This window comes from Sphingomonas cannabina, assembly GCF_021391395.1.
Lineage (GTDB): Bacteria > Pseudomonadota > Alphaproteobacteria > Sphingomonadales > Sphingomonadaceae > Sphingomonas > Sphingomonas cannabina.
The window spans coordinates 3981578-4000575 of record NZ_CP090059.1 but is presented as its reverse complement, the minus strand read 5'-3'; the positions used below and the strand labels follow the sequence as shown (position 1 = coordinate 4000575).

The window sequence follows — 18998 nt, the reverse complement described above, 5'->3', positions numbered from 1 at the left end:
TCGAGGTCACAGGAGGCGCGCAGCGATGAAATATCTCCACACCATGATCCGCGTCGCCGATCCCGACGCGACGATCCGCTTCTTCGAGCTACTGGGACTCAAGGAGGTCCGGCGCATGGAGAACGACAAGGGCCGTTTCACCCTCATCTTCCTCGCCGCGCCCGAGGATATGAACGGCCCCGGCGAGCGCGCCCGCGCCGAGGTGGAGCTCACCTACAACTGGCCGCCCGAAAACGGCGAGCCCGAACGCTATGCCGGCGGCCGCAACTTCGGCCATCTCGCCTATCGCGTCGACGATATCTACGAGACCTGCCAGCGGCTGATGGACGCCGGCGTCACCATCAACCGCCCGCCGCGCGACGGCCATATGGCGTTCGTGCGCACCCCCGACGGCATCTCGATCGAGCTGCTCCAGGACGGTGTGCTGGAGCCGGCCGAGCCCTGGGTGTCGATGCCGAACACGGGCGAGTGGTGATGGCGCGCTGGCCCGACCGGCGCTTCCTCGACCTGACCGGCGCCGCGGTGCCGATCGTGCAGGCGCCGATGGCGAACTCCGGCGGCGTGGCTCTGGCGGCGGCGGCGCTGCGGGGCGGTGCGCTCGGGTCGCTGCCCTGCGCGATGCTGACGCCGCAGCAGCTGGTGGTGCAGGCGGCGGAGCTGCGCGATCAGGCCGAGGGGCCGATCAACCTCAATTTCTTCTGCCACGAGCTGGTGGAGGCCGACGACAGCGCGTGGCGCGAGTTGCTGGCACCCTTCTATGCCGAGGAAGGCGTGGAGCCGGGCCCGCCGCCGCCGCTCCGCCGGCCGTTCGACGCGGCGATGGCCGAAGCGGTCGAAGCCGTGCGGCCCGAGGTGGTGAGCTTTCACTTCGGCCTGCCCGCGCCCGATCTCCTCGAGCGGGTGCGGCGGGCCGATGCGGTCGTGCTCGGCAGCGCGACGACGGTGGACGAGGCCCGCTGGCTCGCCGATCGCGGCGTCGACGCGGTGATCGCGCAAGGGGCCGAGGCCGGCGGGCATGCGGGCTGGTTCCTCGACGGCCACCGCCCGACGCCGCTTGCCGACCTCCTGCGCGGCATTCTCGATACGGTTTCGCTGCCGGTGATCGCCGCCGGCGGGATCGTCGACGCGCAGAGCGCGGCTGAGGCGCTGACCGCCGGAGCGAGCGCGGTGCAGATCGGCACCGCTTATCTCGCCACGCCCGAAAGCAGCGTCAGCGCGCCGCACCGGGCGCTGCTCGGCACGCCGGTCGAGACCGTCTTCACGACGCTCTTCTCCGGCCGCCAGGCACGGGGCATCCGCAACCGGCTGATCGAGGTGCTCGGACCGACGCACCCGGCTGTGCCCCCGTTCCCCCACGCCTCCGCGGCGCTGGCCCCCCTTCGTGCCGCCGCCGAAGCCGGCGGGCGGGGCGACTATTCACCGATGTGGGCTGGCGCTGGCGTCGCCCGGGCCCGTGCCGAACCGGCCCAGGCCCTCACCGAACGGCTCGCCGCCGAAATCCTCGCGCTTCTGGAGACCGCATCATGACCGACCTCGAGATCGTCCGCGTCCCCGCTTTCGACGATAATTACATCTGGCTGGTCCATGACCCCGCGTCGAACGAGACGCTGGTGGTCGACCCGGGCGATGCCGCCCCCGCGCTGGCTGCGGCGAAGGAGCGGGGCTGGACGATCACCCAGATCTGGAACACCCACTGGCACCCCGATCACGTCGGCGGCAACCAGGCGGTCAAGGATGCGACCGGCGCGCTGGTTACCGGCCCGGCAGCGGAGGCGGCGAAGATCCCGACGCTCGACCGCACCGTCGCCGAGGGCGATACGATGAAGCTCGGTGCCCATGTCGCGAGGGTGCTCGACACGCCCGCCCACACCGCCGGGCACATCAGCTACGTGTTCGACCAGGACGGCCTGCTCTTTCCCGGCGACACCATCTTCGCGATGGGCTGCGGCCGGCTGTTCGAGGGAACGGCGGCGGACATGTACGCCGCCATGCGCAAATATGCCGCGCTGCCGCCGGAGACCCGGGTGTTCGCGGCGCACGAATATACCCAGTCCAACGGCCGTTACGCCCTCGTCGCCGAGCCCGACAACGAGGCGATCAAGGCGCGCATGGTCGAGGTCGACCGCCTGCGCGCGGCGGGCGAGGCGACGTTGCCTACCACTATCGGCGAGGAGCTTGCCACCAACCCCTTCCTGCGCGCATCATCGCCGGAGGAACTGGGCGAGCGCCGCGGAGCGAAAGATGTTTTCCGCGGTTGACTCCGTCATGGTTCACATGGGGACCATGGAGGTTGTGATGAAACCGATTGCCCTGTGTTGCTTACTTCTGGTTGCCGGCTGCACCGCCACGGCCGAGGACGTCGCCCGTGCCGATGCGGCCCAGGCGCGCGAGCAGGCACGGCTCGACAAGACGCTGGCCGGCTATGAGGCCGGCAAGCCGCAGAGCTGCATCAACCCGTTCGGCAATTCCAACGTCTCGATCTACGGCGAGACTTTGCTGTACCGCGACGGGAGCCGCTATTGGCTCAACAAGCCGACCGGCGGCTGCTTCGGCCTGAAGCGCGACGACATCATCGTGACGAAGAGCTACGGCGGCCAGCTCTGCCGCGGCGACATCGTCCGCACCGTCGATCGCAGCAGCGGCTTCCCGAGCGGCGCTTGCTCGTTCGGGGATTTCGTGCCCTACACCAAGCCGCGGAGCTAGGACGATGCGCGCCGGGTTGCTGATCGCACTCGCCCTCGCCGGCTGCGCGGGCGACCAGGAGCGCGTGGCGAAGGCCGAACGGCGCGAGGCGAGCGAGCTTGCCTCGCGCCTGGAGGGCCGCGTGGCGGGCAAGGCGGAGCGCTGCGTCGACGTGCAGCGGCTCCAGGGGCCGCAGCCCTATGGCGGCAGGACGCTGATCTACAACGACGGCTCGCGGCTGTGGCGCAACGACGTCATCGGCCAGTGTCCGGGCCTGTGGGGTGATCCGGTGATCATCGCCGACGTCTACGGCAGCCAGCTGTGCCGCAACGACCGTTTCCGCACCGTCCAGCGCGGTGGCGGCAATATCCCGTCGGCATACTGCCGCCTTGGCGACTTCACGCCCTACACCAAGCCTTAGAGGACATAGCGGCTGAGGTCTGTGTTGCGGGCGATACCGGCGAGCTGGCTGTCGACATAGGCCGCGTCGATCGTCAGCGTGGCGCCGGCGCGGTCCTCGGCGTCGAAACTCACTTCCTCGAGCAGCTTCTCCATCACCGTCTGCAGGCGGCGGGCGCCGATGTTCTCGACCTCGGCATTGACCTCGGCGGCGATCCGGGCGACGGCGCGGATGCCGTCCGGGGTGAAGTCGATCGTCACGCCCTCGGTGCCGATTAGCGCCTTGTACTGCTCGGGCAGCGAGGCTTTGGTGTCGGAGAGGATCGCGATGAAATCCTCCTCCGTCAGCCCCTTCAGCTCGACGCGGATGGGAAGGCGGCCTTGGAGCTCGGGCAGCAGGTCGCTCGGCTTGGCGACGTGGAAGGCGCCCGAGGCGATGAAGAGGATGTGATCGGTCTTCATCGGCCCGTATTTGGTCGCGACGGTGGTGCCCTCGATCAGCGGCAGCAGGTCGCGCTGGACGCCCTCGCGGCTGACCGAACCACCGCGCACGTCCGAGACCGCGATCTTGTCGATCTCGTCGAGGAAGACGATGCCGTTCGCCTCCGCGTCCGCCAGCGCGGTGCGGCTGACCTCGTCCTGGTCGAGGCGCTTGTCGGCCTCCTCCTCGACCAGCTTGGCCCAGGCGGCGGGGACGGGGAGCTTGCGGCGCTTGAGGTTGCCCTGGCCGAACGCCTTGCCCATCATCTCGCCCAGGTTGATCATGCCGACCTGGCCGCCGCCGGGGATCTCGAACGGCATCTGCGGCGCGGCCTCCAGCTCGACCTCGATCTCGGTGGCGTCGAGATGCCCCTCCTCGAAGCGCTGGCGGAAGGCAGTGCGGGTCGCCTCGCTCGCGCCCTTGCCGGTCAGCGCGTCGAGCAGGCGCGCCATCGCCGCCTCCTCGGCCTTGTCCTTGACCGCGGCGCGGCGGCGCTCCTTCTCGAGCCGCACCGCCTCCTCGACGAGGTCGCGGGCGATCTGCTCGACGTCGCGGCCGACATAACCGACCTCGGTGAACTTGGTCGCCTCGACCTTCACGAACGGCGCGTCGGCGAGCTTCGCCAGGCGGCGGCTGATCTCGGTCTTGCCGCAGCCGGTCGGGCCGATCATCAGGATGTTCTTGGGGCTGACCTCGTCGCGCAGGTCCGGCGACAGCTGCTGCCGCCGCCAGCGGTTGCGCAGCGCCACCGCGACGGCGCGCTTCGCCTCGGCCTGGCCGATGATATGCTCGTCCAATGCGCGGACGATGGCTTTGGGGGTGAGGTTGTCGTTCATTCTCTTTCCGTCGCCCCGGCGGAGGCCGGGGCCGCTATGCGATTGGGTATTCCGCGAGCAACGTGGTGCTCAGGTCTCGCTGTCGAGCGTCTCCATGGTCAACCGGTCATTGGTATAGACGCAGACGTCGGCGGCGATCGCCATCGCCTTGCGGCAGATCGTCTCCGCGTCCTGCTCGTAATCGACCAGCGCCCGCGCGGCGGCGAGGGCGAAGTTGCCGCCCGATCCGATCGCCGCGACCCCGCCCTCCGGCTCCAGCACGTCGCCGTTGCCGGTGATCACCAGCGTGACAGCCTTGTCGGCGACGATCATCATCGCCTCCAGGTTGCGTAGGTACTTGTCGGTCCGCCAGTCCTTGGCGAGCTCGACTGCGGCGCGCAGCAGCTGGCCCTGGTGCCGCTCGAGCTTGGCCTCGAGCCGCTCGAACAGGGTGAAGGCGTCGGCGGTCGCGCCGGCGAAGCCGCCGATGACGCTGCCGTCACCGAGACGCCGTACCTTCTTGGCGTTGGGCTTCATGACGGTCTGGCCCTGGGAGACCTGGCCATCGCCGATCACCACGACGCGGCCGTTCTTGCGCACGGAGAGGATGGTGGTGCCGTGCCACACCGGTGTAGTCCCGCTCATGGCGCCGGATATGGAGCGGCCCCGATTGCAATCAAGGCTTCCCACGAACGGCGTAGCGGCGCATCGTTGCTCCAGCGACTCGAACAGCAAGGGGACTTCGAGATGGCTACGACACCTCCACCTGCTCCGACACCTGCGACCGGCGGCATCATCGACCGGATCAAGAACATCCTGCTCTCGCCCAAGCCCGAATGGGACCGGATCGATGCCGAGCCTATGACCGAGAAGGGCATCTTCACCGGCTGGGTGCTGCCGCTCGCGGCGATCGGGCCTGTCGCCGGGCTCATCGGCAGCCAGCTGTTCGGCTACGGCTACGGCGTCGTGTTCAAGCCGTCGCTGCTGGGCAGCCTGAGCTTCGCGATCGTCTGCTATGTGCTGGCGGTGATCGGCGTCTGGGTGCTGGCGAAGATCGTCGATTGGCTGGCGCCCAATTTCGGCGGGACCCGCAATCCGGTCTCGGCGCTGAAGGTGGTCGCCTTCTCCTATACCGCCAGCTTCGTCGGGGGCATCTTCGGCCTGGTGCCGATGCTCGGCATCCTCGGCGTCCTGTTCGGCCTCTACAGCCTCTATCTCCTCTATCTCGGCCTGCCGCGGCTGATGAAGGCGCCGCAGGACAAGGCGCTCGGCTACACCGTGGTGACGATCCTGTGCGCGATCGTGCTCTATATCGTGATCGGCGCGATCGCGACGACGGCCACCGCCAGCTTCATGGGCCCGGCGATGCTCGGAGGCGCCACCACCGCCGGATCGGTCGAGCTGCCCGGCGGCGGATCGGTCGACCTCGGCAAGCTGGAAACCGCCGCCAAGCAGATGGAAGCGAATGCCAATGCCGCGCAGGCAGCGGCGGCCGCCGGTGCGGCGGGCGCGGCCACGGTCAAGCCGATCGATCCCAATGCGCTTCAGGCGCTGCTGCCCACTGCGGCGGCGGGCTGGAACCGCACGGCGATCGAAAGCGCCAGCGCAGGCGCGGCCGGCGTCGCCGGATCGAACGCCAAGGGCGACTACAGCCGCGGCGACGACACCGCCCAGCTGTCCGTCACCGACATGGGAGCGATGGGCGGGCTCGCCGCACTCGGCAGCGCGTTCAACGTCCAGGCCAACCGTACCACCGAGACCGGCTTCGAGAAGACCGGACAGGTCGACGGTCGCATGACCACCGAGAAATGGGACAGCGGGTCGCGACATGGCGAATATTCGACGGTGGTGGCGAACCGGTTCGTCGTGTCGGTGGAAGGGGAAGCGGATAGCCTCGATACGCTGAAGGCGCTGGCGGCGACGGTGAATTTGGGGACGCTGGAGGGAATGGCGAAGTAAAAAGATCCTCCCCGGCACGGGGAGGGGGACCGCCGGCCGCAGGCCGGTGGGGGAGGGGGCCCAGCCACGGACGAAAAACCGATGTGGCGGGCCCCCTCCACCATTCATCTGCGACGAATGGTCCCCCTCCCCGTTCCGGGGAGGATCTTTTTACTTCTCCACTCCCTTCATCTTCCCCCATTGCCGGGCCACGGTGTAGCCGAGGTAGCCGGTGGCGAAGAGCGTGTAGAGCGGCTCGGGGATGCCGCTGAGATAGCCGTTCATACCCTTGGCGATCGCCTCCGCCGTCGCCGGTCGTATCGCGGCGATCAGCCCCATCGGGATGCTCCACAAGAGCAGCGCGTACATGACGTAGAGGAAGCTCGGCCGCGCCCGGCTGGTCCAGGGGTCGGCCGACTGCGCCTCGGCGAGCACCGCCGCCATCTGCGCCTTGACCAGCTCCATCTCCTGGCTGCCTTGGAGCTTCAGCAGCTCCAGCTTGGCGGCGTCGCGCGCCTTGGGGTCGGGGATGATCTTGTCGATGAGGCCGGCGACCGGCCCGATGAGTCCTTCGAGAATGCCCATTGTCCGCTCCGAATGTTGACCGCGGTTGATCCGAAAATGTTGACTAAATTGACTCGAGTGACGGTTGTCGGCGGCACCGCGGAAAGCCGCCGAAAGTCACGAAAGTCGCGCCTGCTTCGCGTACGCGCGCGCGAGTCACGATGAACCGATCCGGTTCGCGAGCCAGCCGTAGAGGAACGCCTCATTGGCTGGCCGGCGTTCGGCGAGGCTGATGTAATATTCGCCTTGCAGCGCCTCGATCGCCTTGAGCAGCACCGCTTCCCCCGCCGCGCCGCGCGTATCGATGAAGCCGGCGAGCGCGGTCAGCGTGCGGGGGCCGATCTGTCCATCGACCGCGATGTCAGGGTAATCGCTTCCGTTGCGGTTGAGCGCGTTGAGCGCGCGCTGGAGAAAGCGGGTTGCAATCGCCGGCCCCATGTTGACGCCGGTGTCGAACAGCTCCGCCGCCACGCGCTCGGCATGATCCGCGACGCGATCGTAGCCTGGCTGGGTCCAGTAGGTGCGGCGGTAGATCGCCGCGGCCTGCTCGCGCGGGAAGCTCCGCATGTCGCCGGCGTAGCCGTGCTGCCGTGCGGTCGCCTGGGTAATGCCCCAGCGAGTCGGACCGCCGCGGTCGGCGGGGTGGTCGGAATAACCGCCCTCGCGGGCGATGACGTCGTCGATCAGTTGGTCGATATCCATATGCGCCTCCTTCGAGTCGCAGATAATAACCAAATAGGTTCAATGTAGGAAAGCTGTTTTGACATGCGGGCTCGCGGGCTGAGCGGTGCTAGCCCGTATACGCATGGAGAGGGGGAAGGTTCGGAAGGAGGAGCTTGTTCACGCAAAGGCGCGAAGGGAGGAAGAAGTGAATTGGTTCACGCGGAGACGCGGAGGACGCGGAGATACGTCGCTGGCCGCACGCTCAGCCGCGCCAGCGGCCTTCAGGCTTGGTGCTTGCCGCAGGCTGAAAGGTCTCGCTGACGCGAGACGGGGACTACAGGCGAGACATCTCTGCGTCCTCCGCGTCTCCGCGTGAACAAAACTTCTTCTCTTCGCGCCTTTGCGTGAACCAATTCCTACGCCTTGACCGGCGGCGCATCCTCCCAACCGCCGCCGAGTGCCTTGAACAGCGTGATCTGCGCGTCGGCGATCTGGGCATCGATCAGGGCGAGCTCGGCCTCGGCCTCGGCGAAGGTGCGCTCGGAGTCGAGCAGGGCAAGGCTGTCGATCTGACCCTCGCGCTGCTGGGCGCGGGTGATGCGGACCGCGACCTCGGCCTCGTTGCGCGCCGCCTGGAGGGCGGTGCGGCGGTCGAGCATGTGCGCATAGCCGGTGAGCGCGGTCTCGGTCTCTTCGAGCGAGCGCAGCACGGTGCCGTCGAAGGTCGCGAGCGCGGCCTGGGTATCGGCCTCCGCTCCGGCGATGCGGGCGCGGGCGCGGGCCTGGTCGGTGAAGGACCAGCTGATCAGCGGGCCGAGCAGCCAGCGCAGGGGGCCGGCGCCGAACACGTCGCTGATGTTAGGGCCGGTCGAGCCGATCGAGGCGCCGAGGCTGATGCGGGGATAGAGGTCGGCGGTGGCGACCCCGATGCGTGCGGTGGCGGCGGCGAGGCGGCGCTCGGCGGCGCGCACGTCCGGGCGGCGGGCGAGCAAGGCGGCGCCGTCGCCGACCGGGATCGGCTTGTCGAGGCGGAGCGTCGCGGTCCGCGCCTTGGCCACGTCGGGGAGGTCCGCCGGCGCGCGGCCGGTGAGCGTCGCCAGGCGGAACAGCGCGGCGTCGCGTTCGGCGGCGATCGAGGGCACCTCGGCCTGGCGCTGGTTGCGCAGCGCCGCGATCCGCGCGGTGTCGAGCCGGGTGGTGAGTCCGACCTGGGCGCGGCGGTCGGTGAGCTTCAGCGAACGGTCGAGCAGGCTGACGATGCGCTCGGCGACCGCGAGCCGCTCGGCGGCGCTGGCGGCGTCGGCATAGGCGCGCGCGGTCTCGGCGACGACCGAGACGCGCACCGCGTCGGCATCGGCCTGGGCTGCGGCGACGTCGCCCCGCGCCGCCTCGACGTCGCGGGTGATGCGGCCGAACAGGTCGACCTCGTAGGAAACGTCGAGCCCGCCGTCGAGCAGCCAGTCCTCGCGCTTCACCCCAGGCCCGGTCTGAATCTCGGGCAGGCGGCGGTAAGTGGGATTGGCGCTGACGCCGACCTCGGGCAGGCGATCGGTGCGCACCTCGCGCAGCGCCGCGCGGGCGCGGGCGAGACGGGCGACCGCGACGCGCAGATCGGTGTTGGCGGCGAGCGCGTCGGCGATCAGCCCGTCGAGGACGGGGTCGTCGTAGAGCCGCCACCACTTGCCCTCGACGGGCGCGGTGGTGACCGCGGGCGTGTTCGTGGAGACGAACTTGCCCGAGGCGGTCTGCGGCGGGGTGGGGGCCTTGTAGTTCGGGCCGACGGCGCAGGCGGCGAGCGCGAGTGCCGAGGCTGTTGCGAGGAAGATACGCATGGTTTGCATCCTGCTTTCTCGATCACCCTCACCCTTCCCGCCGCCTACGGCGGCGGGCCCCTTCCCTCTCCCAGCGGGAGAGGGAGGGAGGCGCCGAAGGCGCCGGAAGGGTGAGGGCGACTGCTGGTTCATTCCGCCGGCTGGAGTTCCGCACCGGCCGTGTCGCCGCCGCGCTTGCGAGCACGCGCTATACGGTCGCCGATCGTGCGGCAGACGACGTAGAAGGTGGGGGTGTAGATCAGGCCGAACACGGTGACGCCGACCATGCCGTAGAACACCGCGGTGCCGAGCGCCTGGCGCAGCTCGTAGCCGGGGCCCGAGGCCCAGACCAGCGGCACCACGCCCAGGATGAACGCGAAGCTGGTCATCAGGATCGGGCGCAGGCGCGTGCGGGCCGCCTCCACCGCCGCTTCGACCACGGTCGCGCCGCGCTCCTCGGCCTGCTTGGCGAACTCGACGATCAGGATCGCGTTCTTGGCGGCGAGCGCGATCAGCACGATCAGGCCGATCTGGGTCAGGATGTTGTTGTCCATGCCCCGGAGGTTCACGCCCGCCATGGCGGCGAGCAGCGTCATCGGCACGATCAGGATGATCGCGAGCGGCAGCATCAGGCTCTCGAACTGCGCCGCCAGCACCAGGAAGACGAACACCACCGACAGCGCGAAGATCAGCGCGGCGATGTTGCCGGCCGCCTTCTGCTGGAAGGCGATGTCGGTCCACTCGGTGGTGAAGCCGCTCGGGAGCCCGGTCGCGAGCCGCTCCATCACCGCGATCGCCTGGCCGGTCGAATAGCCGGGGGCGGTCTCGCCGTCGACCTCGACCGCGGGGAAGAGGTTGTAGCGGGTGACGCGATAGGGGCCGGTCTTGTCGACGAAGGTCGCGACCGCGCCGACCGGCACCATCTCGCCGGTGTTGGAGCGGGTCTTGAGCTGGGCGATGTCCGACGGATCGTCGCGCGCCGCCGCCTCCGCCTGCGCGGTCACGCGGAAGGTGCGGCCGAGCAGGTTGAAGTCGTTGATGTAGGCGGAGCCCAGATAGACCTGGAGCGCCTCGAACACGCGGCTCGGTGGCACGCCCAGCATGTCGGCCTTGGCACGGTCGATATCGGCATAGACGCGCGGCGTGGCGGTGTTGAACAGCGTGAACACGTTGGCGAGCTCGCGCTGCTGGTGCGCCTGGCCGATGAGCTGGCCGGCGGCCTGCTCCAGCGCCTGGTAGCCGGCGTCGCTGCGGTCCTGCACGATCATGCGATAGCCGCCGCCGTTGCCGATGCCCTGGATGACGGGCGGCGGGATCACGAACACGAACGCGTCGTTCACGTCGGCGAGCGCCGCGCGCATGTCGTTCTCGATGTTGCGCTCGGTCCGGTCGGTGCCGGCGCGCTCCGAGAACGGCTTGAAGGTGATATAGGCCGCGCCCGCGTTCGACGCCTGCGTCTGCGAGGCGCCGTCGAAGCCGGCGAACATCACCGCCGCCTCGGTGCCGGGCACCTTGAGCAGCTTGTTCACCACCTTCTTCAGCACCGCGTCGGTCTGCTGGATCGAGCTGCCGGGCGGCAGCTGGATCGCGGCGAGGGCATAGCCCTGGTCCTGCGCGGGGACGAAGCCGGCAGGGGTCGCCCAGAAGATCGCGCCGGTGGCGAGGATCAGCGCGGCATAGGTGGCGAGCGCCGACTTGGGCGCGCTGGTGATGCGGTGGGTGAGGCGCGAGTACCAGTTGCTCAGGCGATCGAAGCCCTGGTTGAAGCGGTCGCCCGCCAGCCAGGCATAGCGCCGCCAGCCGGACGCCGGCGCCTCGGTCGCGCGCGGACGCAGCAGCAGGGCGGCGAGCGCGGGCGACAGAGTGAGCGACAGGATCAGCGAGATCACGGTGGCGGTGGCGATCGTCACCGCGAACTGGCGGTAGAACTCGCCGGTGATGCCGGTGAGGAAGGTGGTCGGCACGAACACCGCGCAGAGCACCAGCACGATCGCGACCAGCGCCGCCGACACCTCGTCCATCGACTTGTGCGCGGCCTCGCGCGGCGACAGGCCGTGCTCGAGGTTGCGCTCGACGTTCTCGACGACGACGATCGCGTCGTCGACGACGATGCCGATCGCCAGCACCAGGCCGAACATCGACAGCGTGTTGAGCGAATAGCCGAGCCCGGCCAGCATCGCGAAGGTGCCGATCAGCGACACCGGGATGGCAACGATCGGGATGACCGCGGCGCGCCAGCTCTGGAGGAAGACGATGATGACGATGACGACGAGGATCATCGCCTCGAGCAGCGTCTCCTGCACCGCGTGCATCGATTCGCTGATGAACTCGGTCGGGTTCCAGATGATGCGGTATTCGAGGCCCTTCGGGAAGCTCTTAGCGGCTTCCTTGAGCTGGGCTTTCACTCCCTCGGCGGCGGCGAGCGCGTTGGTGCCCGGCCGCTGGGTGACGCCCATGATGATCGAGTCCTGGCCCGAGAGATAGGCGTTGACGCCATAGTCCTCGGCGCCGAGCTCGACCCGGGCGACGTCGCGCAGGCGGGTGATCGCACCGGTGGGATCGGTGCGGATGATGATGTTGGCGAACTCGTCGGCGGTCTTGAAGCGGCCCTGCGTCTCGACGTTGAGCTGCTGCGCGGCGCCGGTGTCGAACGGCGGCTGGCCGACCACGCCGGCCGCGACCTGCACGTTCTGCGCACGCAGCGCCGAGACGATGTCGCCGCCGGTGAGGTTCAGCTCGGCCGCGCGGCCGGGATCGATCCACACGCGCATCGCGAAGTCGCGCGCGCCGAACACCTGGACGTCGCCGATGCCGTCGACGCGGGTCAGCCGGTCCTTGAGCTGGGTCAGCGCGTAGTTGGAGACGTAGCTGCGGTCGAGCGAGCCGTCGGGCGACAGCACGTTGATCGCCATCAGCCACGACGGCGAGGTCTTGCGGACCACGACGCCCTGGCGGCGTACCTCCTCCGGCAGGCTCGGCTCGGCGAGTGCGACGCGGTTCTGCACCAGCACCTGCGCGGTATCGAGGTTGGTGCCGAGCTTGAAGGTGACGGTGATCGTCAGCCGCCCGTCGCCGGTCGACTGCGACGACTGGTAGAGCATGTTGTCGACGCCGTTGATCTGCTGCTCGATCGGCGCGGCGACGGTGTCCGCGACGGTCTCGGCCGAGGCGCCGGGGTAGTTGGTGGTCACCGTCACCGTCGGGGGGACGACGTTGGGGAATTGCGAGATCGGCAGGCCGAAATAGGCGAAGGCGCCGATGATCGTGATGATGATCGCGATCACGCCTGCGAAGATCGGCCGGCGGATGAAGAAATGACTGAGACGCATGTCGGGTCTCCTCGGCCCGTCGCGGGCCGGAAAGGGGCGTAATTGGGCGCGGGCGGGACGGCGTTCCGAGCGCAGTCGAGGCGGACGTAGGGCGCCGTCCCGACTGCGCTCGCCGCGGACGGCCGGGTGGGTGGGCCCGGCCGTCCGCTATCCCGTGCCGCTAACCCGCGAGCGTCGCCTGCGAGGCGGCGGGCTGCTCGACCGCGGCGTCGGCGCCGGCGGGCGCCGGCTGCGGCTTGATCGTGGTCGGCTTCACCGTGACCTTCGCGCCGGGCTGGGCGAACTGGATGCCCTGCAGGATCACCTGGTCATTGGGGGTGAGGCCGGAGCGGATCACGCGCAGCCCGGCGACGACCGGGCCGGGCTCGACCGGCTTGGCGGCGACGGTGCCGTCCTTGCCGACGACGAACACGACCTTGCGCGCCTGATCGGTGCGCACCGCCGAATCCGGGATCAGCAGCGCGCGCGTCGTCCCGCCCTGGGCCAGGCGCATGTTGCCGAACATGCCCGGCGTCAGGAAATAGTCGGGATTGTCGATCACCGCGCGCACGCGGACCGTGCCGGAGTGCGAATTGATCGCATTGTCGGTGAAGTCGACACGACCGTTCCAGCGATAGGTCGGCTCGTCCTGCAGCCGGACCTGCACTTCCTGCGCGGCCTTGCGGTCGGCCTGCCGGTCGCGCTGCGCCTTGAGGTACAGGGCTTCCGAGCTGTCGAAGGCGAAGTAGATCGGGTCGAGCGCGTTGATCGTGGTCAGCATCGTGCCGCCGCCGTCGCTCGCCGAGACGAGGTTGCCCGGATCGATGCGGCGGTCGGAGATGCGGCCCGTGATCGGCGCGCGGACCTGGGTGAACTCGAGGTCGAGCGCGCGGCTGCGCACCCGGGCCTGCGCCCCGGCCAACGCCGCGCGGGCGGCGCGGACGCGGGCATTGAGGCGGTCGATGTCGCTCTTCGACACCGCGTCGTCGGCGAGCAGCCGGTTGGCACGGGATAGGTCGGCCTCGGCGAGCGCGAGGTCGCTCGACGCGCTGGCGACGCCGGCGCGCGCCTCGGCGAGCGCCGCCGCGAACGGGCGCGGGTCGATGGTGAAGAGCAGCTGCCCCTGGCGGACGATCGCGCCGTCGGTGAAGTGCACCGCGGTGACCTGGCCGGAGACGCGCGGACGCACCTCGACGCTGCGGCTCGCCTCGAAGCGGCCGACATAGTCGTCCCACTCGTTGACGTCGCGTGCCAGCGGCGTGGCGACGGTGACGGTGGGCGGGGGCGGCGCCGCCGCGGCGGGCGGGCTCTGCTCGAAATAGGCCACGCCGGCGCCGACCACGGCGACGGGGAGCGCGATGATCGCGAGCCGCTGCCACAGCGGCCGGTCGGCGATGCGGCGCGCCGGCAGCGGCTCGCCCTCGGTGGTGTTGATCGGGGAAACCATGTTCATCGGTGAGCCCTTCGGTTGCGCGCGGCGCGCGCGACGCTGATGCTGTCGACCAGCAGTTCGTAGTGATCGAGGGTGAAGCCGGCGGCGACGAAGTCCCGGACGTCCTCGCCGGGCACGGTGTAGCCATAATGCCAGCTCAGCACCGCCATGCGGCGCAGCGCCTCGAGGCGGGGATCGGCGAGCTGCGGGTTGGGCCGCTCGCCGAATAAAGTGCCGAGCGCCGCCGCGACGCGCCCTGGGGTGCGCAGCGTCGACAGGCTGTCACGCTCGGCTAACGCCACCACCGACCATTCGAGCGCGGAAAAGCCCGCGCTGCGGTCGACCGGCTTGGGGGAGGTCCGGTCACGGACGGTGGTGACGAAATCGGTGCCGCCGGTTTCGGCGAAAGCGACATAGGCCATGCTCATGTCTCCCTTGTCCTTGTTCGAGGCGCGCAAACGCCTCCCCATCGCCGCGGCGAGGCCGGCGGCGTCAGTTGCCCATGCGAATCTGTGCGGCGAGAGGCGCAGCTTCCCCCTGCGCAGACAGGCTCGAAGCCTGCCGGTCAGCCGACTAAATCAATACCTGACGAGCGATTGCGTCGGGTCCGTCAGGGTCCGGCGCGAACCGCGAGAATATGGCAGTAGCGCATCGCTTGTCCCTTTGTCGGGGCGTTCCCCTATCAGGAGGGGCCGGCCCGAAGGGACAGCTCCACCTTCTATACTGTGCAGTATAGAAATCCCGCTGCGCTGCGTCAACCGCTTTTTATACCGGTCGATAAATTTTGTCGAGGGGTGGGGTGAAGGTGAGGTTTTTTCCCCTCCGTCACCCCGGCCTTGGGCCGGGGTCCACTCATCCGCGAACACTGAAGAAGAGGAGCTTGCTGCACCGTTGAAGCAGGAGCAGCTACAACGTCAGCTGAGGCACTGTGGACCCCGGCCCAAGGCCGGGGTGACGGAGGGAGGGAATGGTGGGCTGGGATATCACGTCGCTGTCGGCGGAGGATCGTTGCACGGCCACATCGCCATGCTGGTCTCGACGAGCTTCTCGAGCTCGGCGCGGGTGGCGCCGGCGCCGGCTTGCACCGCCATGCCCTGCATGATCGCATAGAGATGGCTGGTGATGCCGGCCGGGTCGATGTGGGCGGGAAGGTCGCCTTCCTCCCGGGCGCGTTTCATACGCTCGACCAGCGCCAGCTTGGCGATGTTGCCGCGCTCCAGCACCTCGTGGCGGATCGATTCGGCTTCGGCGCCGCAGGCCACCGAGCTGATCACGCCCAGGCAGCCGCGCGGCTCACAGCTGCTGGTCTGGTTCTCCAGGCTTCCGCGCAGCATCGATTCGGCGACCTCGCGCGCGGTCGGCTTCTCAAGCGACTGGCCGACATAGGCCATCTTCTCGCACTCGTAGAGATCGAGGGCCTTGCGGAACAGCGATTCCTTGTTACCAAAGGCGGCGTAGAGGCTGGGGCGGGTGATGCCCATCGCCTCGGTCAGATCGGTGAGCGAAGCACCCTCATAGCCCTTGCTCCAGAACACGCGGAGCGCGGCGGCCAGGGCCTCATCGACGCAGAATTCGCGAGGACGGCCTTTGTGCGGCGTGCTCTGCGGCGTCGCGGGCCGGTCAGCGGTGATGGTTTCCATAACGAGCGGTATATAATGGAAACCATAAAGAAAGTCCAGCGCTTACCCGGATTCGGGACGAACCGGGAACGATAGCTTCCTAATGAACCACTGGACGCTACGGCACCGCAGCCCCCGTAAGGGAGCTGCGCGCCGTAAGGGCTTATATAATCAGAAGCTGAAACCTGCCGAGACCTTGATGGTGCGCGGCGGACCATCGGTGCTGTAATCGTTGGCATCGAACGCGCGACCGGGCAGATTCTGCAGGCGCGTGCCGGTGAGCGCATCGAATCGGTTGTAGTTGCGGTCGTTCAGCAGGTTGATGACGTCGACGCGGAACCGCAGCCGGGTCTGGTCGGTGATGAAGCCCAGCGGAACGTATTTGGTCAGCGACACGTCCAGCTGACGATAGCCCCAGCGGTCGCCGTTGCCGTCGACCTCGGTAGCGACGACGTCGCGCTGCGGCGGCGTGCCGACGGTATCGACGAAGGTCTTGAGGACCATCGGCGAGGCGATCTGGAACTTGGCCGCGAAGGTCATGTCGAACGGCAGGTCCGCAGTACCCGCGACGACGATGCGATGCTTGCGCACGCCCGACGAGGCGGTGAACGGATAGTCGTCCATGCTCGGGTAATCGAGGCTGAACAGCTGGCCGAACTCGCGGTTTTCCTCCGCCTTGGTGTAGGTGTAGGTCGCGTCCAGGCTCCAGGGCGACTCGCGCGTGTAGCGCTTGGTCAGCTTGAGATAGGCGCTGTCGGCGCGCGTCTCGAGGCCGTTGGTGCCGATGATGATCGAGCCGTAGCCCGGCGGCGCGAAGCCGAACGGCGATTCGGGTGATCCGCTTGCCGGGAAGAAGGTGCCGTCCGGCCGCCGGTTGCCGAGCAGATAGACGAAGCCGTCCTTGCTCGAGACATGGCTGTAGCCGGTCTCGAGGTCGAGCAGGTTGAAGCGGCCGCGGATGCCCAGGCTGAACTGGTCCGAATAGGGCATCTTGAGGTCGTTGTTGATGAAGCGCAGCTCGCGGGCGCCGCCGCCGGGAACGCCGGCGAGCAGCTGCGCGCGGCCCTCCGCGGTCAGGTAGACGGGGTTCCATGGCAGGCAGGTCGGGCTGGGGCTCGGCGAGCAGGTGTTGTCGGGATCGCCCGTGTTGAAGTTGAAGGTGCGGGTGGCGTACAGGCCCTGCGCCAGCTCCTGCTGGATGAAGTCGAACTGGGTGCGGTCGTAGGACCGGCCGTAGCCGCCGAAGATGGCGAAGCGGCCGGCATCGTCGAGCTCATAGGTGAAGCCGAGGCGCGGCTGCCACGCCCCCTTGAACGCCTTCCGCTCGCTGCCGGTCGAGATATAGTCGCGGATGTCGTAGTTGGTGTTCAGCAGGTTCGGATAGAGCGGCTGGCCGTCCGCACCGGTGGTGACGCCGGTGACCAGCGCGGCGATCGCCGGGTCGGTGACGTAATTGAGGTAGGCGGGCGTGCGCTCGTAATCCCAGCGCAGGCCGAGGTTGAGCGTCAGCCGGTCGGTGACGTCCCAGTCGTCCTGGATGTAGAGGCCGAGCTGGAAGTTCTTCGACCGGATATGCGGATCGCCGTCGCCGACCGGCGCGGAGAACTGCAGGCGGTAGGGGACCTGGTCGTTGAACGCGGTGCCGCCGTTCGGGTCGTAGGTGACGTTGTAGTAATAGAGCGGGTTGAGCCCGCTTTGCTCGAAGGTGTTGAGCGTCACCCACTTCGCCTTGACGCCGACCTTGAACGTATGCCCCTGAAGGCCGGTGTAGGTGAAGTCGTCGGAGACCTGCCAGCCCTTCTGACCCTTGTCCTGGAAGTTGTTGCCGCCGCCGAAGCGCAGGATCTCGCCGGTTCGTACGATCGAGCCGTTCGTCGGGTCCGGAACGCGCGCGTTGAACAGCGTGACGATGCCGTCCTGAGCGGGCCGCGGATTCCACGTCACGTTCTCATAGGCGACCTTGAAATCGTTGATCCAGGTGTCCGCCGTGTGCTGCCAGCGGGCGAGGCCGCGCCATTCCTTGACCTTGGTGATGCTGCGCGTGTCATAGGCGTTGAGGCCGCTGTTGAACTGCTCGTCGTCCTCGTTGCGGTATTTGAGCGAGAATTCGAGCAGGTCGTTGCTCGTCGGCTCGACGTCGATCTTGCCGAAATAGAGATCCTCGTTGAACTCCTTGTTGTAGGAGCCGAAATAGCCGCGATACTCCTCCGGGAAGAAGGAGACCGGCAGCGACATGCCGGGCGACACGTCGCGCGGCTCTACGCGGCGCTTGCCTTCATAGGTCACGAAGAAGTGCGCGACGTCCTTGACGATCGGACCGCCCAGCGCACCGCCGAACTGCATGTCCTTGCTCTTCACCTTTGCGGGATTAGCGCCGAACAGCTCGATCGGGCGGTAATCGCGCAGATCCTGGTTGGTGAAGTCGATGAAGCCTTCGCCGTGGAATTCGTTGGTGCCCGACTTGGTGGCGGCGGTGATCGCGACCGAGCTGACCTGGTCGAACTCGGCCTTGTAGTTGGAGCTGATCACCCGGTACTCGCCGATGGCGAGCTGGGGGAAGGGATTACCCGAGCTGGTGTCCTGGCCGGTGACGCCGTTCTTGAGGACATAGTCCTTCTGCCCGACGCCGTCGATGAACACGTTGACCGAGTTGCTGCCCTGCGCGCCGCCCTGGACGCGCGAGTTGCCGCCGGCGTCGGTGATGAACTGCACGCCCGGCGCGAGATCGGCGAAGGCGAGGAAGTTGCGGTTGATCTGGGGCAGCTGGTCGATGAGGCGCTGGGTGATGGTCACGCCGACTTCGCCGCCCTCCATGCTGCGGATACGGTTGCCGGTGACGATGATGTCGTTGGCGCCGGCCGGGGTTTCGGGCGTTCCAGGCGTTTCCGCGGCGGGCGGCGGCGCCAGGTCGAAGTCGAAGCTGGCGCTCTGCCCGACCGCGAGCGTGAACTCGTCGGTGGAGCGGTTGCCGCTCGGCGTCACCACCTCCAGCCGATAGCGGCCGGGGCGCAGCGACGGGAAGTTGTAGCCGCCGTCGGGCGTCACCGCCGCGGTGCGGCGGAAGCCGGTGGCGACCTCGATCGCGACCACCTGGGTCGGGGCCGCGCCCTCGGCGACGCCGGTGATGCGGCCGCGCAGCGAAGCGTTGTTGACCTGGGCGTGCACGGGAACGGCCGAGACCGCCGAAAGCGCGCTGCCGACCAGCAGCGCCGCCGCGAACCGCGTCAGTCCCCCGCGCGCCGCGCCGCCGTTGCACCGAAATCCGATCATGGTCTCTCCCCTTTGA

16 protein-coding genes are annotated in these 18998 nt (G+C 68.4%); 6 read left to right on the top strand and 10 right to left on the bottom strand.

Annotation, left to right across the window (positions count from 1 at the left end; all coding sequences use genetic code 11):
* Positions 1-25: 25 nt before the first annotated feature.
* From LZK98_RS18820 to LZK98_RS18800, 5 genes are read left to right on the top strand one after another with little or no spacing between them, the layout of a single operon-like run.
* Positions 26-475: a VOC family protein gene (locus LZK98_RS18820; protein WP_233784041.1), complete on the top strand. Its 450-nt coding sequence runs from the start codon at positions 26-28 to the stop codon at positions 473-475.
* Positions 475-1527, top strand: a complete 1053-nt coding sequence (locus LZK98_RS18815; protein WP_233784040.1) for an NAD(P)H-dependent flavin oxidoreductase — start codon at positions 475-477, stop codon at positions 1525-1527. Before LZK98_RS18820 ends, LZK98_RS18815 begins: the two co-directional genes overlap by 1 nt.
* Positions 1524-2258 carry a hydroxyacylglutathione hydrolase gene (gene gloB / locus LZK98_RS18810; RefSeq protein ID WP_233784039.1) on the top strand — a complete coding sequence of 245 codons (735 nt, stop codon included), beginning with the start codon at positions 1524-1526 and terminating at the stop codon, positions 2256-2258. Before LZK98_RS18815 ends, gloB begins: the two co-directional genes overlap by 4 nt.
* 37 nt (positions 2259-2295) lie before the next feature.
* A complete protein-coding gene (locus LZK98_RS18805; RefSeq protein WP_233784038.1) occupies positions 2296-2703 on the top strand; it encodes a hypothetical protein in 408 nt (135 codons plus the stop codon).
* 4 nt (positions 2704-2707) lie between these two features.
* Complete coding sequence (locus tag LZK98_RS18800; RefSeq protein WP_233784037.1) at positions 2708-3103, top strand: hypothetical protein; 396 nt, start codon at positions 2708-2710, stop codon at positions 3101-3103.
* On the opposite strand, the gene hslU is transcribed toward LZK98_RS18800, so the two are convergent.
* Complete coding sequence (gene hslU / locus LZK98_RS18795; protein ID WP_233784036.1) at positions 3100-4398, bottom strand: ATP-dependent protease ATPase subunit HslU; 1299 nt, start codon at positions 4396-4398, stop codon at positions 3100-3102. The two genes, LZK98_RS18800 and hslU, sit on opposite strands and share 4 nt — an antisense overlap.
* A gap of 69 nt (positions 4399-4467) precedes the next feature.
* On the bottom strand, positions 4468-5022 hold the full coding sequence (hslV, locus tag LZK98_RS18790) for an ATP-dependent protease subunit HslV (protein ID WP_233784035.1): 555 nt from the start codon (positions 5020-5022) through the stop codon (positions 4468-4470).
* 102 nt (positions 5023-5124) lie between these two features.
* On the opposite strand from hslV, the gene LZK98_RS18785 reads away from it, so the two are divergent.
* Positions 5125-6336, top strand: a complete 1212-nt coding sequence (locus tag LZK98_RS18785) for a Yip1 family protein (protein WP_233784034.1) — start codon at positions 5125-5127, stop codon at positions 6334-6336.
* 150 nt (positions 6337-6486) lie between these two features.
* Here the strand turns inward: LZK98_RS18785 and LZK98_RS18780 are convergent, their stop codons facing one another.
* The 8 genes from LZK98_RS18780 to LZK98_RS18745 all read right to left on the bottom strand — a co-directional run bounded on the left by LZK98_RS18780 (position 6487) and on the right by LZK98_RS18745 (position 18982).
* Positions 6487-6900: a holin family protein gene (locus LZK98_RS18780; RefSeq protein WP_233784033.1), complete on the bottom strand. Its 414-nt coding sequence runs from the start codon at positions 6898-6900 to the stop codon at positions 6487-6489.
* A gap of 135 nt (positions 6901-7035) precedes the next feature.
* Positions 7036-7581, bottom strand: a complete 546-nt coding sequence (locus LZK98_RS18775; RefSeq protein WP_233784032.1) for a glycoside hydrolase family 108 protein — start codon at positions 7579-7581, stop codon at positions 7036-7038.
* Between the two features lie 377 nt (positions 7582-7958).
* Positions 7959-9383 carry an efflux transporter outer membrane subunit gene (locus LZK98_RS18770; RefSeq protein WP_406693514.1) on the bottom strand — a complete coding sequence of 475 codons (1425 nt, stop codon included), beginning with the start codon at positions 9381-9383 and terminating at the stop codon, positions 7959-7961.
* A 119-nt stretch (positions 9384-9502) separates the two neighbouring features.
* On the bottom strand, positions 9503-12682 hold the full coding sequence (locus LZK98_RS18765; protein WP_233784030.1) for an efflux RND transporter permease subunit: 3180 nt from the start codon (positions 12680-12682) through the stop codon (positions 9503-9505).
* A 160-nt stretch (positions 12683-12842) separates the two neighbouring features.
* Positions 12843-14114, bottom strand: coding sequence for an efflux RND transporter periplasmic adaptor subunit (locus LZK98_RS18760; RefSeq protein ID WP_233784029.1), 1272 nt, complete (start codon positions 14112-14114; stop codon positions 12843-12845).
* Positions 14111-14515: a hypothetical protein gene (locus LZK98_RS18755; protein ID WP_233784028.1), complete on the bottom strand. Its 405-nt coding sequence runs from the start codon at positions 14513-14515 to the stop codon at positions 14111-14113. The genes LZK98_RS18760 and LZK98_RS18755 overlap by 4 nt, the downstream gene beginning before the upstream one ends.
* Positions 14516-15076: 561 nt before the next feature.
* Positions 15077-15733, bottom strand: a complete 657-nt coding sequence (locus tag LZK98_RS18750) for a TetR/AcrR family transcriptional regulator (RefSeq protein WP_233784027.1) — start codon at positions 15731-15733, stop codon at positions 15077-15079.
* 150 nt (positions 15734-15883) lie between these two features.
* Entirely contained in the window at positions 15884-18982 is a 3099-nt protein-coding gene (locus tag LZK98_RS18745; RefSeq protein WP_233784026.1) for a TonB-dependent receptor, read from the bottom strand.
* Positions 18983-18998: the final 16 nt, after the last annotated feature.

What these genes read in the sequence shown, in the direction of transcription:
- LZK98_RS18820 (WP_233784041.1), top strand. Translation starts at nt 26, where the DNA reads ATGAAATATCTCCACACCATGATCCGCGTCGCCGATCCCGACGCGACG.
- LZK98_RS18815 (WP_233784040.1), top strand. Translation starts at nt 475, where the DNA reads ATGGCGCGCTGGCCCGACCGGCGCTTCCTCGACCTGACCGGCGCCGCG.
- gloB (WP_233784039.1), top strand. Translation starts at nt 1,524, where the DNA reads ATGACCGACCTCGAGATCGTCCGCGTCCCCGCTTTCGACGATAATTAC.
- LZK98_RS18805 (WP_233784038.1), top strand. Translation starts at nt 2,296, where the DNA reads ATGAAACCGATTGCCCTGTGTTGCTTACTTCTGGTTGCCGGCTGCACC.
- LZK98_RS18800 (WP_233784037.1), top strand. Translation starts at nt 2,708, where the DNA reads ATGCGCGCCGGGTTGCTGATCGCACTCGCCCTCGCCGGCTGCGCGGGC.
- hslU (WP_233784036.1), bottom strand. Translation starts at nt 4,398, where the DNA reads ATGAACGACAACCTCACCCCCAAAGCCATCGTCCGCGCATTGGACGAG.
- hslV (WP_233784035.1), bottom strand. Translation starts at nt 5,022, where the DNA reads ATGAGCGGGACTACACCGGTGTGGCACGGCACCACCATCCTCTCCGTG.
- LZK98_RS18785 (WP_233784034.1), top strand. Translation starts at nt 5,125, where the DNA reads ATGGCTACGACACCTCCACCTGCTCCGACACCTGCGACCGGCGGCATC.
- LZK98_RS18780 (WP_233784033.1), bottom strand. Translation starts at nt 6,900, where the DNA reads ATGGGCATTCTCGAAGGACTCATCGGGCCGGTCGCCGGCCTCATCGAC.
- LZK98_RS18775 (WP_233784032.1), bottom strand. Translation starts at nt 7,581, where the DNA reads ATGGATATCGACCAACTGATCGACGACGTCATCGCCCGCGAGGGCGGT.
- LZK98_RS18770 (WP_406693514.1), bottom strand. Translation starts at nt 9,383, where the DNA reads ATGCAAACCATGCGTATCTTCCTCGCAACAGCCTCGGCACTCGCGCTC.
- LZK98_RS18765 (WP_233784030.1), bottom strand. Translation starts at nt 12,682, where the DNA reads ATGCGTCTCAGTCATTTCTTCATCCGCCGGCCGATCTTCGCAGGCGTG.
- LZK98_RS18760 (WP_233784029.1), bottom strand. Translation starts at nt 14,114, where the DNA reads ATGAACATGGTTTCCCCGATCAACACCACCGAGGGCGAGCCGCTGCCG.
- LZK98_RS18755 (WP_233784028.1), bottom strand. Translation starts at nt 14,515, where the DNA reads ATGGCCTATGTCGCTTTCGCCGAAACCGGCGGCACCGATTTCGTCACC.
- LZK98_RS18750 (WP_233784027.1), bottom strand. Translation starts at nt 15,733, where the DNA reads ATGGAAACCATCACCGCTGACCGGCCCGCGACGCCGCAGAGCACGCCG.
- LZK98_RS18745 (WP_233784026.1), bottom strand. Translation starts at nt 18,982, where the DNA reads ATGATCGGATTTCGGTGCAACGGCGGCGCGGCGCGCGGGGGACTGACG.